This window comes from Pseudomonas sp. GW823-FHT03E05 (assembly GCF_058796855.1).
In genome coordinates, this window is the sequence record NZ_JBXAJB010000005.1 from 1 (window position 1) to 13,751 (window position 13,751).

The 13,751-nt window shown below is 64.2% G+C and carries 12 protein-coding genes; 9 read left to right on the forward strand and 3 right to left on the reverse strand.

Annotation, left to right across the window (positions count from 1 at the left end; translation table 11 throughout):
- Positions 1 to 166 precede the first annotated feature (166 nt).
- Together AC1RCO_RS20435 and aptA are read right to left on the reverse strand one after the other, a co-directional pair.
- Positions 167 to 1,660, reverse strand: coding sequence for a CoA-acylating methylmalonate-semialdehyde dehydrogenase (locus AC1RCO_RS20435; protein WP_492617993.1), 1,494 nt, complete (start codon positions 1,658 to 1,660; stop codon positions 167 to 169).
- A gap of 73 nt (positions 1,661 to 1,733) precedes the next feature.
- Positions 1,734 to 3,083 (reverse strand): omega-aminotransferase AptA, encoded by a 1,350-nt coding sequence (gene aptA / locus AC1RCO_RS20440; RefSeq protein WP_011059102.1) that lies wholly within the window; start codon positions 3,081 to 3,083, stop codon positions 1,734 to 1,736.
- A 125-nt stretch (positions 3,084 to 3,208) separates the two neighbouring features.
- Between aptA and AC1RCO_RS20445 the strand changes: the two genes are divergently transcribed.
- From AC1RCO_RS20445 to AC1RCO_RS20475, 7 genes are all read left to right on the forward strand, one after another.
- Positions 3,209 to 4,129 (forward strand): LysR family transcriptional regulator, encoded by a 921-nt coding sequence (locus AC1RCO_RS20445; RefSeq protein WP_011059101.1) that lies wholly within the window; start codon positions 3,209 to 3,211, stop codon positions 4,127 to 4,129.
- Positions 4,130 to 4,259: 130 nt separating this feature from the next.
- A complete protein-coding gene (locus AC1RCO_RS20450) occupies positions 4,260 to 5,654 on the forward strand; it encodes a uracil-xanthine permease family protein (RefSeq protein WP_492617994.1) in 1,395 nt (464 codons plus the stop codon).
- 87 nt (positions 5,655 to 5,741) lie between these two features.
- The gene (locus AC1RCO_RS20455; RefSeq protein WP_011059099.1) at positions 5,742 to 6,410 is read left to right on the forward strand and encodes a TetR/AcrR family transcriptional regulator; all 669 of its coding nucleotides are present in this window, start codon (positions 5,742 to 5,744) and stop codon (positions 6,408 to 6,410) included.
- 5 nt (positions 6,411 to 6,415) lie between these two features.
- Positions 6,416 to 6,997 carry an IMPACT family protein gene (locus AC1RCO_RS20460; RefSeq protein WP_103290384.1) on the forward strand — a complete coding sequence of 194 codons (582 nt, stop codon included), beginning with the start codon at positions 6,416 to 6,418 and terminating at the stop codon, positions 6,995 to 6,997.
- Between the two features lie 533 nt (positions 6,998 to 7,530).
- On the forward strand, positions 7,531 to 9,096 hold the full coding sequence (locus AC1RCO_RS20465) for an ABC transporter ATP-binding protein (protein ID WP_492617995.1): 1,566 nt from the start codon (positions 7,531 to 7,533) through the stop codon (positions 9,094 to 9,096).
- 11 nt (positions 9,097 to 9,107) lie between these two features.
- The gene (locus AC1RCO_RS20470; RefSeq protein ID WP_011059096.1) at positions 9,108 to 10,214 is read left to right on the forward strand and encodes an ABC transporter permease; all 1,107 of its coding nucleotides are present in this window, start codon (positions 9,108 to 9,110) and stop codon (positions 10,212 to 10,214) included.
- The gene (locus tag AC1RCO_RS20475) at positions 10,214 to 11,140 is read left to right on the forward strand and encodes an ABC transporter permease (RefSeq protein WP_019092790.1); all 927 of its coding nucleotides are present in this window, start codon (positions 10,214 to 10,216) and stop codon (positions 11,138 to 11,140) included. The genes AC1RCO_RS20470 and AC1RCO_RS20475 overlap by 1 nt, the downstream gene beginning before the upstream one ends.
- Here the strand turns inward: AC1RCO_RS20475 and AC1RCO_RS20480 are convergent.
- The gene (locus tag AC1RCO_RS20480; RefSeq protein WP_170866339.1) at positions 11,137 to 11,289 is read right to left on the reverse strand and encodes a hypothetical protein; all 153 of its coding nucleotides are present in this window, start codon (positions 11,287 to 11,289) and stop codon (positions 11,137 to 11,139) included. The genes AC1RCO_RS20475 and AC1RCO_RS20480 overlap by 4 nt on opposite strands.
- Positions 11,290 to 11,451: 162 nt before the next feature.
- Here AC1RCO_RS20480 and AC1RCO_RS20485 point away from each other — a divergent pair, with 162 nt between their 5' ends.
- Positions 11,452 to 12,135 carry an SDR family oxidoreductase gene (locus AC1RCO_RS20485; protein ID WP_011059094.1) on the forward strand — a complete coding sequence of 228 codons (684 nt, stop codon included), beginning with the start codon at positions 11,452 to 11,454 and terminating at the stop codon, positions 12,133 to 12,135.
- Positions 12,136 to 12,327: 192 nt separating this feature from the next.
- A complete protein-coding gene (locus AC1RCO_RS20490; protein ID WP_161466600.1) occupies positions 12,328 to 13,686 on the forward strand; it encodes an 8-oxoguanine deaminase in 1,359 nt (452 codons plus the stop codon).
- The last annotated feature ends 65 nt before the right edge of the window (positions 13,687 to 13,751 follow it).

Genomic DNA, 13,751 nt, shown 5'->3' on the forward strand with positions numbered 1-13,751 from the left:
GTTGAATCTCAAGGAGTTTTCCGTTTCGACTGCGCCGGAAGTGGGGCGAATTATAGACCTGTAGAATCTGCCGTCAACAGTTATTTTCATAATTCTGTCATATCGGTCAGAAAAGCCCATAAAAGCAAAGGCCGGCCCCAAGGGGCCGGCCTTTATCGCTTCACTCTTACAGGCTAGGGAAGGCGAACTGCGAGGCTTCGTGGCTGGCGCGTTGCGGCCAGCGCTGGGTGATCGCCTTGCGACGGGTATAGAAACGCACACCATCGGGACCGTAGGCATGCAGGTCACCGAACAGTGAACGCTTCCAGCCACCGAAGCTGTGATAGGCCACAGGTACCGGCAGCGGTACGTTGACGCCCACCATGCCCACTTCGATCTCGTCGCAGAACAGACGTGCCGCTTCACCGTCACGGGTAAAGATGCAGGTACCGTTGCCGTACTCGTGATCGTTGATCAGTTGCATGGCCTCCTCCAGGCTGTTGACCCGGACGATGCACAGCACCGGCCCGAAAATCTCTTCCTTATAGATGCGCATCTGCGGGGTAACGCGGTCGAACAGGCAGCCACCGAGGAAGAAGCCGTCTTCATGACCGGCCACGCTCAGGCTACGACCGTCCACCACCAGTTGCGCACCTGCGGCCACGCCGTCTTCTACATAACCACTGACCTTGTCACGCGCCTGGGCGGTAACCAGCGGCCCCATGTCCAGGCCACAGGAAGTACCGGCACCAATCTTCAGCGCCTTGATCTGTGGCACCAGCTTGGCCACGAGGGCATCGGCCACCTGGTCGCCCACGCACACGGCTACCGAGATCGCCATGCAACGCTCACCACATGAACCGTAGGCCGCGCCCATCAACGCACTGACGGCGTTATCCAGATCGGCATCCGGCATCAGCACCGCGTGGTTCTTCGCCCCGCCCAGAGCCTGAACGCGCTTGCCGCGCTTGGTGCCTTCGGCATAGATGTACTCGGCAATCGGCGTCGAACCGACAAAACTCAGCGCCTTGACTTCCGGTGCCTCGATCAGCGCGTCCACCGCAGTTTTGTCACCGTGCACCACGTTCAGCACGCCCTTGGGCAGGCCGGCTTCATGCAGCAGCTCGGCAATCAGCAGGGTCGAGCTTGGATCACGCTCAGAAGGCTTGAGGATGAAGCAGTTGCCACAGGCGATCGCCAGCGGATACATCCACAGCGGCACCATGGCCGGGAAGTTGAACGGGGTAATGCCGGCCACTACGCCCAGCGGCTGGAAGTCGGACCAGGCGTCGATGTTCGGGCCCACGTTACGGCTGTACTCGCCCTTGAGGATTTCCGGCGCGGCGCAGGCGTATTCCACGTTCTCGATACCGCGCTTCAATTCGCCAGCAGCATCTTCCAGGGTCTTGCCGTGCTCTTCGCTGATCAGTTTGGCAATACGGGCTTCGTTCTGCTCCAGCAATTGCTTGAAGCGGAACATCACCTGGGCGCGCTTGGCCGGTGGCGTATTGCGCCAGGCCGGGAATGCCGACTTGGCCGAGTCGATGGCTTGCTGGATGGTTTCACGGCTGGCCAGCGGCACTTTATGGATCGCCTGACCGGTGGACGGGTTGAATACGTCGGCGCTGCGACCGTTGTCGCTTACCAGCTCACCGTGGATCAGGTGTTGGATCAGACTCATGCGGGGACTCCTGAAAGAGGGAAAGCGCAGGCACGAAACACTTCGCGCCTGCTTCTATATAAGAAGGGTCGAATCAGTCGAGCTTGCTCAGCACTTCGCCAACCGCGTCGAACAGGCGATCGAGGTCCTGCGGCTTGCTGTTGAAGGTTGGGCCGAACTGCAGGGTGTCGCCGCCGAAGCGCACATAGAAGCCGGCTTTCCACAACGCCATGCCAGCCTCGAACGGACGCACGATGGCATCGCCATCACGGGGTGCAATCTGGATCGCGCCAGCCAGGCCGAAGTTACGGATGTCGATCACGTTCTTCGTGCCCTTGATGCCGTGCAGTGCATTCTCGAAATGCGGGGCAACCTCGGCCACGCTCTGGACCAGGTTTTCCTTCTGCAGCAGGTCCAGTGCCGCCAGGCCCGCAGCGCACGCCACCGGGTGCGCCGAGTAGGTGTAGCCGTGGGGGAATTCCACTGCGTACTCGGGTGTCGCCTGGTTCATGAAGGTCTGATAGATCTCGGAGCTGGCAATCACCGCGCCCATGGGGATCGCGCCGTTGGTGACCTGCTTGGCCACGCACATCAGATCCGGCGTCACGCCGAAGCTGTCAGCGCCGAACATGGCACCGGTACGGCCGAAGCCGGTGATCACTTCGTCGAACACCAGCAGGATGTTGTGCTGGTCGCAGATTTCCCGCAGGCGCTTGAGGTAACCCTGTGGCGGCACCAGCACGCCAGCGGAGCCGGCCAGAGGCTCGACGAAGACCGCGGCAATGTTGGAAGCATCATGCAGTTCGATCAGTTTCAGCAGCTCATCGGCCAGAGCGATACCGCCCTGCTCCGGCATGCCACGGGAATAAGCGTTGCTGGCCAGCAGGGTATGGGGCAGGTGATCGACATCCATCATCGCCTGGCCGAACAGCTTGCGGTTGCCGTTGACGCCACCGAGGCTGGTGCCGGCGATATTCACCCCGTGGTAGCCACGGGCACGGCCGATCATCTTGGTCTTGGTCGACTGGCCTTTCAGGCGCCAGTAGGCGCGCACCATCTTCACTGCGGTATCGGCGCACTCGGAGCCGGAGTCAGTGAAGAACACGTGGTTCAGGTTGCCCGGGGTCAGGTCGGTGATCTTCTCGGCCAGCTGGAACGACAGCGGGTGGCCGTATTGGAAGCCTGGGGAATAGTCCAGGGTGCCCAGCTGCTTGGCGACCGCTTCCTGGATCTCCTTGCGCGAGTGACCGGCACCGCAGGTCCACAGACCGGACAGCGAGTCATAGATCTTGCGGCCCTTGTCGTCCACCAGCCAGCTGCCTTCGGCGCCGACGATCAGGCGCGGGTCGCGCTGGAAGTTGCGGTTGGCGGTGTAGGGCATCCAGTGAGCGTCGAGCTTGAGCTGGCTGGCCAGGGACTGAGGGGCGGTTTCCGGCATGTTCATGAGCAAAACCTCGCAAGGCAATGAAGCGGCGTAGGAATGAAAAGCGTTGTTGCAGCTAAGTTGCCACGGCTATAAAGTCGGTGAAATCCAACTTTAATAACCTTCAGTCTGGCATCCACTAAACTATGAGCAGCCGTCGAGCCGACCCGCTGGCGCAAGTCAGCGACTTTGATATCCGCCTGCTGCGGATCTTTCGCAGCGTGGTGGAGTGCGGTGGTTTCTCCGCCGCGGAAACCGTGCTCGGCATCGGCCGCTCGGCCATCAGCCAGCAGATGAGCGACCTGGAACAACGGGTCGGCCTGCGCCTGTGCCAGCGCGGGCGCGCCGGGTTCTCCCTGACCGAGGAGGGCCGCGAGGTCTATCAGTCGACCCTGCAGCTGCTCAGTGCCCTGGAAAGCTTCCGTACCGAGGTCAACGGCCTGCACCGCCACCTGCGCGGCGAATTGATCATCGGCCTCACCGACAACCTGGTGACCCTGCCCCACATGCGCATCACCCACGCCCTGGCGCAGTTGAAGGAGCGTGGCCCGGACGTGCAGATCCAGATCCGCATGATCGCCCCCAACGAAGTAGAGCAAGGGGTGCTCGACGGCCGCCTGCATGTCGGCGTGGTGCCCCAGGCCAGTGCCCTGCCCGGCCTGGAATACCAGCCGCTGTATGACGAACGCTCGCTGCTGTACTGCGCAGTGGGCCACCCGCTGTTCTATGTGGATGACCGGCAACTGGACGACCAGCGCCTCAACGACCAGGACGCCATCGCCCCGACCTTTCGCCTGCCGGCCGAGATCCAGGCCCACTACCAGGCGCTGAATTGCACCGCCAGCGCATCCGACCGGGAAGGCATGGCGTTCCTGATTCTCACCGGCCGCTACATCGGCTACCTGCCGGACCACTACGCCAGCCTCTGGGTGCAGCAGGGCCGGTTGCGTGCCCTCAAGCCCAAGTCACGCTTCTACGACCTGAGCCTGGCATCGGTCACGCGCAAGGGCCGGCGCCCTCATTTGGTGCTCGAAAGCTTTCTGGAGAGCCTGGCGGCAACCCGCTAGAGCGTCTCCACTCACCAACAAGGCCCCGTATTCAAAGGCCCGCACCGCAAAACAGAAAAAATAACCTGAGCACCTGGACAGCTTTTTGCAAAGACCTCGGCACCTTGAACCCCAGCCCGAGCTCCACGCCATGCAGCCAGATGCTTCCCGCCCCAGCGAACTGATCTACGGCCTCGACGACCGCCCGCAACCCCTGCCCGCGCTGCTGGCGGCCCTGCAGCATGTGCTGGCCAGCTTTGTCGGCATCATCACCCCACCACTGGTGATTGGTTCGGCCCTGGGTCTTTCGGCGCACCTGCCGTACCTGATCAGCATGGCGCTGATGGTCTCCGGGGTCGGCACCTTTATCCAGGCCCGGCGCCCCTGGGGCATCGGGGCCGGCATGATCTGCCTGCAAGGCACCAGCTTCGCCTTCCTCGGTGCCGTACTGTCGGCGGGGTTCCTGGTCAAGCAACGGGGCGGCAGCCCGGAAGACATCCTGGCGATGATCTTCGGCGTGTGTTTCTTCGGCGCGCTGGTGCAGATCGTCCTCAGCCGCTTTATCGGGCGACTGCGCCGGGTGATCACCCCGTTGGTGACCGGCATCGTCATTACCCTGATCGGCATCAGCCTGATCAAGGTCGGCATCACCGACCTGGGCGGCGGCTTCAATGCCGCGGACTTCGGCGCCCCGGGCAATCTCGGCCTGGGCCTGCTGGTGGTGCTGACCATCATTCTGCTCAACCGCAGCAACACCCCGTGGGTGCGCCTCAGCGCCATCATCATCGGCCTGGCCCTGGGCAGCCTGGCGGCCTGGTTCAGCGGCAAGCTGGTGCCCCAGCCGCTGCCGGACCTGCCGTTGATCAGCCTGCCCCTGCCCTTCAGGTACGGCTTCAGTTTCGACTGGAGCGCCTTTATTCCCGTAGCCCTGATCTACCTGATCAGCACCCTGGAAACCGTGGGAGATCTGACCGCCAACTGCATGCTGGCGCGCCAGCCCATCAGCGGCCCTTCCTATATAAGCCGGCTCAAGGGCGGGGTCCTGGGGGACGGCGTCAGTTGCATGATCGCCGCCACCTTCAGCGCCTTCCCCAACACCACCTTCGCCCAGAACAACGGGGTGATTCAGTTGACCGGTGTGGCCAGCCGCTTCGTCGGCCTGTACATCGGCCTGATCCTGTTCTGCCTGGGCCTGTTCCCGCTGATCGGCGCGCTGCTGCAACAGATCCCCAAGCCGGTACTCGGCGGTGCCACCCTGGTGATGTTTGGCAGCGTCGCCGCAGCCGGGGTACGGATCCTCGCCCAGGCCCCGCTGGACCGGCGCAGCATGCTGATCATCGCCACTTCGTTCGGCGTCGGCCTGGGCATCGCCGCGCAACCGAACCTGCTGCACCTGCTGCCCAAGGTGGTGCAGAACCTGTTCGATTCGGCGATCACCAGCGGCGGCCTCACCGCCTTGCTGATGAGCCTGCTGTTGCCGGAAAGCAAGGGCGCGGCGAATGACGCAAATCCGATTCCGGAAAACGACACCCTGAAGGCCCACTGAGGCTTTTGTAGCGCCAAGGCTTGTCTGATGCACGTGGGTGCGCTATCAACGCACAGGTTGCACCCACAGACTTGCTCGGAAACCTCCATGACCTTTGAAGTCCCCGCCCACAGCGCTCCTCACCCCGGCAAACCCGCCAGCCGCATTCGGCAGAAGAATGAAGAGGCCATCCTCCAGGCCGCCGAGGACGAGTTCGCCCGTCACGGTTTCAAAGGCACCAGCATGAACACCATCGCGCAGAAGGCCGGCCTGCCCAAAGCCAACCTGCACTACTACTTCACCAACAAGCTGGGGCTGTACATCGCGGTGCTGAGCAACATCCTCGAACTCTGGGACAGCACCTTCAACACCCTCACCGCCGAAGATGATCCGGCCGAAGCCCTGACCCGCTACATCCGCGCCAAGATGGAATTCTCCCGCCGCCAGCCGCAAGCCTCGCGGATCTTCGCCATGGAGATCATCAGCGGTGGCGAGTGCCTGAGCGAGTATTTCAGCCAGGACTACCGCGCCTGGTTCCAGGGCCGCGCCGCGGTGTTCCAGGCCTGGATCGACGCCGGCAAGATGGACCCGGTAGACCCGGTGCACCTGATCTTCCTGCTGTGGGGCAGCACCCAGCACTATGCCGATTTCGCCACCCAGATCTGCCGCGTCACCGGGCGCACCCGGCTGACCAAGCAGGACATGGAAGACGCCGGCAACAACCTGATCCGCATCATCCTCAAAGGCTGTGGCCTGACACCTGCACTGAAAGACTGACCCCCATGCCCTTTACCCTGGCCGGCCTTTGCGAATACCGCGAGGAAATTCGCAAAAGCCGCTTCATCACCTTTGCCGCGCCCATCAGCAGCGCGGCCGAGGCCCAAGCCTTCATCCAGCAGTACAGCGACCTCAACGCTTCGCATAACTGCTGGGCGTGGAAACTCGCCGACCAGTACCGCAGCAACGACGACGGTGAACCCGGCGGCACCGCCGGGCGACCGATCCTCGCGGCCATCGAGGCCCAGGACTGCGACCAGGTGGCGGTGCTGGTGATCCGCTGGTACGGCGGCATCCAGCTGGGCACCGGCGGCCTGGCCCGAGCCTATGGCGGCGGCGCCAACAAGTGCCTGCAAGGCGCCGAGCGCATCGCCCTGGTCAACCGCGTACCGCTGCGTTGCGCCTGCAGCTTCAGCGAACTGGCGCTGGTCAAGCTGCGGGTTGCCGAACTGGGTGGGCTGCTGGTCCAGGAAGACTTCACCGCCAACGGCGTAGAGCTGCAACTGGCCCTGGGCGAAGAGCAGATCAATACCCTGCAGCAACAGCTGGCGGACCTCAGCCGCGGGCGCATCCTTTTGCAGCGCTGAAGGCACCAACCCGGCCCGGACCACCTTGTGCATAACCCGCAAGGGCCCCGGGCACTTGCCCACATCTACTGTGCACCCGACTGTGGATAAGCTGAGCACATAGCGCTGTAACCCTTCTGCAACGTGGCTTTGCGGGCTTTGTTCATTTTTTGTCCAAAGCGTCCCCAGGAAGCTTTTTTCCACAGCGAAACAGCCACTTAAGCCGGTTTATCGCAGTTCACGGGCAAGCCAGTGGTGCTGATGCCCAAGCGCCGCTCTTGCACACAATTACTGTGGAGCAAGCTGTGGATAACCCGTGCAAGGCTGCTCCAGCCCCTGATTGCGCAGGGTCTGCAGGCAACTGATCATTTTCTGCGCAACGGCCTGGGGACAAAAACAGCGCCTTTTCAAACACCTTGCCCCGAAGTGGTGCCAGGACCCTGGTCCTGTCAGCCAGGCAGAATGCCGCCCGGGAGCACTCCACCGGCTTTCCTGACCCACTGGCCAGGAAATTGCTTTATCCACAGGCACAACTCCCAGAAGCCGAGCCTGTCATGTCCAATCACCCTGCACCCAGCAGCCAGGCACCACGCCTGCAACTGCGCCGGATCAGCAAACGCTATCCCGGCTGCCTGGCCAACGACGCCATCGACCTGAACATCGCTGCGGGTGAAATCCATGCGTTGCTGGGCGAAAACGGCGCCGGCAAAAGCACCTTGATGAAGATCATCTACGGGGTGGTCCAGGCCGATTCGGGGGAACTGCTCTGGCAAGGACGACGCCAGCTCATCGACAACCCGGCCCAGGCACGCAGCCTGGGGATCGGCATGGTGTTCCAGCATTTCTCGCTGTTCGAAACCCTCAGCGTGGCGCAGAACATTGCCCTGGCCATGGGCGCCGGCACCGGTACGCCGAGCCAGCTGGAAGGCAGAATCCGCGAGGTTTCCCAGCGTTACGGCATGGCCCTCGAACCCCAGCGCCTGGTGCACAGCCTGTCCATCGGCGAACGCCAGCGGGTGGAAATCGTCCGCTGCCTGATGCAGGACATCCGCCTGCTGATCCTCGACGAGCCGACCTCGGTCCTGACCCCGCAGGAGGCCGACGACCTGTTCGTCACCCTGCGCCGGCTGGCCGACGAAGGCTGCAGCATCCTGTTCATCAGCCACAAGCTCGCCGAGGTGCGCGCCCTGTGCCACAGCGCCACGGTGCTGCGCGCGGGCCGGGTGGCCGGGCACTGCAGGCCGGCGCAGTGCTCGGATCGCGAGCTGGCGCGGCTGATGGTGGGGGACGCAGCAGCGATGATCACCGACTACCCGAAAGCCCGCGGCACGAACGACTTCCTGCGCCTGGACAACCTCAGCTGGGACAACCCCGATCCTTTCGGCTGCTCACTGAAGAACATCGACCTGCGCCTGCGCAGCGGCGAGATCGTCGGCATCGCCGGAGTCGCCGGCAATGGCCAGGACGAACTGCTGGCCCTGCTCAGCGGTGAACAGCGCCTGCCCCGTGGCCAAGCCGAACGTATCTGTTTCGCCGGCCAGGGGGTGGCTCATCTGTATCCCGACGCCCGACGCCAGCGCGGCCTGGCTTTCGTTCCCGCAGAACGCCTGGGCCACGGCGCGGTGCCGGAACTGAGCCTGGAGGACAACGCCCTGCTCAGCGCCTTTCAACAGGGCCTGGTGCGCCACGGGCTGATCCAGCGACGCAAGGTGCGGGAACTGGCCGAGCGCATCATCCAGCGTTTCGGGGTCAAGAGCGCCGGTTCCCAGAGCCCGGCCCGCAGCCTGTCCGGCGGCAACCTGCAGAAATTCATCCTGGGCCGCGAGATCCTCCAGCAGCCTCGCCTGCTGATCGCCGCGCACCCGACCTGGGGCGTGGATGTAGGGGCCGCCGCCACTATCCACCGGGCACTGATCGCCTTGCGCGATGCCGGCGCGGCGATCCTGGTGATCTCCGAAGACCTGGACGAGCTGTTCCAGATCAGCGACCGCCTCGCGGCCCTGTGCGCTGGACGCCTATCGCCCCTCAAGGCCTGCGCCGACACCTCGCTGGTGGAGGTTGGCGGCTGGATGGCCGGCCACGCCGATTCCCTGCCCTCACCCGCTGCCCTGGCGATTTAACGGAGCTGTCCATGCTGCTTTCACTCGAACCCCGTGGCCGCCAGTCGCGGCTGATGCTCTGGTGCTCGCCACTGCTGGCGGCGCTGCTGACCCTGGGCTGCGGTTCCCTGCTGTTCATGACCCTGGGGCATGACCCCTGGCTGACCTTGCACACCCTGCTGATCGCCCCGGTCAGCGACTTGTATGGTGTGTCCGAACTGCTGGTCAAGGCGCTACCTATCCTGCTCTGTGCCCTGGGCCTGGCGGTGGCCTACCAGGCGCGGGTGTGGAACATCGGCGCCGAGGGCCAATTGCTGCTCGGGGCCCTGGTCGGTAGCGCCCTGGCGGTCAATCTCATCGAACTGCAAAGCCGCTGGGCGCTGGTGCTGATCCTGCTTGCCGGAACCCTGGCCGGGGCTGCCTGGGCCGGGCTCACCGCCTGGTTGCGCACCCGCTTCAACGCCAATGAAATCCTCACCAGCATCATGCTCAACTACATCGCCCTGAACCTGTTGCTGTACTGCGTGCATGGCCCGTTGAAAGACCCCGCCGGGTTCAACTTTCCCGAGTCGGCGATGTTCGGCGACGCCAGCCGCCTGCCGCTGCTGATGGAAGACGGCCGGGTCCACGCCGGGGTGTACTTCGCCCTGCTGGCCCTGGTGGCGGTCTGGGTGCTGCTGCAGAAAAGCTTTGTCGGCTTCCAGATCAGGGTGCTCGGCCTGGACCAGCGTGCCGCCGGCTTCGTCGGCTTTCGCCAGAAGCGCCTGGTCTGGCTGGCGCTGTTGACCAGCGGTGCGCTGGCAGGGCTGGCCGGGGTCTGCGAAGTCGCCGGCCCCATCGGCCAACTGGTGCCCCAGGTGTCTCCCGGCTACGGCTACGCGGCCATTACCGTGGCTTTTCTCGGCCGCCTGAACCCCATCGGCATTGTGTTTTCCAGCCTGCTGATGGCGTTGCTGTACATCGGTGGCGAGAGCGCGCAGATGAGCCTCAACCTGCCCCAGGCCATCACCCAGCTGTTCCAGGGAATGATGCTGTTCTTCCTCCTGGCCAGCGACGTGCTGATTCTCTATCGCCCGCGCCTGAACCTGCGTTGGGTGCGCCGTAACGCCAGCGCCACTGCTACCGCCGGAGCCCTGTGATGGATATCGATCTGCTGAGCAATATTCTCTACGCCATGGTCCGCTGCGGCACCCCGCTGCTGCTGGTGGCCCTGGGGGAACTGATCTGTGAAAAGAGCGGCGTCCTCAACCTGGGGCAGGAAGGCATGATGCTGTTCGGCGCGGTGATAGGTTTTATCGTCGCCCTCAACAGCGGCCATTTGTGGCTCGGGGTGCTGCTGGCGATGGCCGCCGGGATGCTGCTGGCGGCGCTGTTCGCCCTGGTGGCCCTGGTGTTCACCGCCAACCAGGTGGCTACCGGGCTGGCGCTGACGATCTTCGGGGTCGGCCTGTCGAGCTTTGTCGGCGCGGCCTGGGTCGGCAAGCCCCTGGCCGGCTTCGAACCGCTGGCGCTGCCGCTGCTGAGCGAGATCCCGCTGATCGGTCGCATGCTGTTCGCCCAGGATTTGCTGGTGTACCTGTCCTTCACCCTGTTCGCCCTGGTGGCCTGGGTGGTGCTCAAAAGCCGGGTCGGCCTGATCATCCAGGCTGTCGGCGAGAACCCCGACGCCGCCAGCGCCATGGGCCTGCCGGTGCTGCGGGTGCGCACGCTCGCGGTGCTGTTCGGCGGCGCCATGGCGGGGCTGGCCGGGGCCTACCTGTCCCTGGCCTATACCCCGATGTGGGCCGAGAACATGAGCGCCGGACGCGGCTGGATCGCCCTGGCGCTGGTGGTATTCGCCAGCTGGCGGGTGTGGCGGCTGCTGCTCGGCGCCTACCTGTTCGGCCTGGCGAGCATCCTGCACCTGGTGGCCCAGGGCCTGGGCCTGGCGATTCCTTCCAACCTGCTGGCGATGCTGCCCTATGCCGCGACCATCCTGGTGCTGGTGCTGCTATCCCGGGATGCCTTGCGCACCCGGCTGTATGCACCGGTGTCCCTCGGCCAGCCGTGGCAGTCGGGACACTAGATGGCTGCCGGGGCCTTACCGACAGCCGCTCGCACCGGCAGCAACTGGGCCACGCACCAGGCCAGCTCGAAGAACAGGATCACCCCGATCAATGCCGTGGCTGCGTGGGCCAGGGCGTGGTCCACATAGATGTCGCTCCATCGATTCAAGGAGCGCGCAGGCCAAAGCCTGGAGTATGCTTCAGGGTCAGCCCTTTCGAGCCCCATGCTTGCACATCGGAGAACCGGGCCAGTTGCGCCCCGTGCTGCAACTGCGACTGGGGCAAGCCTGTCCATTGAATCCGTGATCCTCACTTATCAAGGAACCTCATCATGTCCACGGCAAAAACCGCACTGATCATCGGCGCCTCCCGGGGCCTGGGCCTCGGCCTGGTCCAGCGCCTGCTGGAAGACGGCTGGCAGGTCACCGCCACCGTGCGCAACCCGCACAAGGCCGAGGCGCTGCAAGCCCTGGGCAAGGTGCAGATCGAGCAACTGGACATGGACGATCAGCAAGCGGTGATCGCCCTGAGCCAGAAGCTCAAGGACCAGGTGTTCGACCTGCTGTTCGTCAATGCCGGGGTCAAGGGCCCGGACAACCAGTTGCCGGGGCAGGCGACCCTGGCCGAAGTCGGCCAGCTGTTCTTCACCAACGCCGTGGCGCCGATCAACCTGGCCCAGCGCTTTGTCGGGCAGATCCGCAAGGACAGCGGCGTGCTGGCGTTCATGAGTTCGGTGCTGGGCAGCGTGACCATGCCCGACGCGCCGGAGCTGGCCCTGTACAAGGCCAGCAAGGCCGCGCTGAACTCCATGACCAACAGCTTCGTGACCCAGTTGGGGCAGAAGCTCACCGTGCTTTCGCTGCACCCGGGCTGGGTGAAGACCGACATGGGCGGCGAAGGCGCCGATATCGATGTGCAGACCAGCACCCGCGGGCTGATCGCCCAGGTCAATGCCTACACCGGCAAGGGCGGTCATCACTTCGTCAACTACAAAGGCGAAACCATCCCCTGGTAAGGCCGCGGCTGCCCCGGGCAGCCCTTGCACAGGCCAGCGAAGGCTCTGGAACGGGGGGCAAAATGCAAGTTTTGTCCCCCGGCAAATCTTTCGCTAGACTGCGCACCTCGCCCCTTGCGGCGACCCTGGATCAGCAGACAGGGCATCACTGAGCTGGCTAACCTGAACCCACTTTCAGAGGAGCCGGCCACCATGCCTGCGACCCGTACCTGGTTAAAAAATCCCCTGGCCATCTTCACCGGCAATGCCCTCGACGCCCGTGGCGGCCTGGTGCTGCAAGACGGCCTGATCGTTGAAGTGCTGGGCCTCGGCCAGCAACCTGCAAGCCCCTGCCAGCAGGTCTTCGATGCCCGCGAGCACGTGCTGCTGCCGGGCCTGATCAACACCCACCATCACTTCTATCAAACCCTGACCCGCGCCTGGGCGCCGGTGGTCAACCAGCCGCTGTTCCCCTGGCTCAAGACCCTGTACCCGGTCTGGGCCCGGCTGACCCCGGAAAAACTCGCCCTAGCGACCAAAGTGGCACTGGCCGAACTGCTGCTCTCCGGCTGCACCACCGCCGCCGACCATCACTATCTGTTCCCGGACGGCCTGGAAAACGCCATCGACGTGCAAGTCGAAACCGTGCGTGAACTGGGCATGCGCGCCATGCTCACCCGCGGCTCGATGAGCCTTGGCGAAAAGGACGGCGGCCTGCCACCGCAACAGACCGTGCAGGAAGGCCAGGTGATTCTCGACGACAGTCAGCGCCTGATCCAGCAGTACCACGAGCGTGGCGACGGTGCGCAGATCCAGATCGCCCTGGCACCGTGCTCGCCGTTCTCGGTGACCCCGGAAATCATGTCGGCCAGCGCCGAACTGGCCAACGGGCTCGATGTGCGCCTGCACACTCACCTGGCCGAGACCCTCGACGAAGAAGACTTCTGCCTGCAGCGTTTCGGCCTGCGCACGGTGGATTATCTGGACAGCGTCGGCTGGCTCGGTCCGCGCACCTGGCTGGCCCACGGCATCCACTTCAACCCGGATGAGATCGCCCGCCTCGGCCAGGCCGGTACCGGCATCTGCCATTGCCCGAGTTCGAACATGCGCCTGGCGTCCGGCATCTGCCCCAGCATCGAGCTGACCGATGCGGGTGCACCGTTTGGCTTGGGCGTGGACGGTTCGGCGTCCAATGACGCCTCGAACATGATCCTCGAAGCGCGTCAGGCGCTGTACATCCAGCGCCTGCGTTACGGCGCCGAAAAGATCACCCCGGAGCGTGTACTGGGCTGGGCGACCCAAGGGTCGGCAAGCCTGTTGGGCCGTACCGACATCGGCGAACTGGCGGTAGGCAAGCAGGCAGACCTGGCGTTGTTCAAGCTCGATGAACTGCGTTTCTCGGGTAGCCATGATCCGGTTTCAGCGCTGCTGTTGTGCGCCGCGGATCGAGCGGACCGGGTCATGATTGGCGGCAAGTGGCGGGTGATTGATGGCCAGGTCGAAGGGCTGGATCTGAAAAACCTGATCGCCGATCACAGCCAGGCGGCCCGGCAACTGATCGCCGGCACCTGATCTTTGGCGCCCACGGCGAGGGAGCGTATCCCTCGCCTGTGCGTTGAACGGTATCAGAGGGAGGA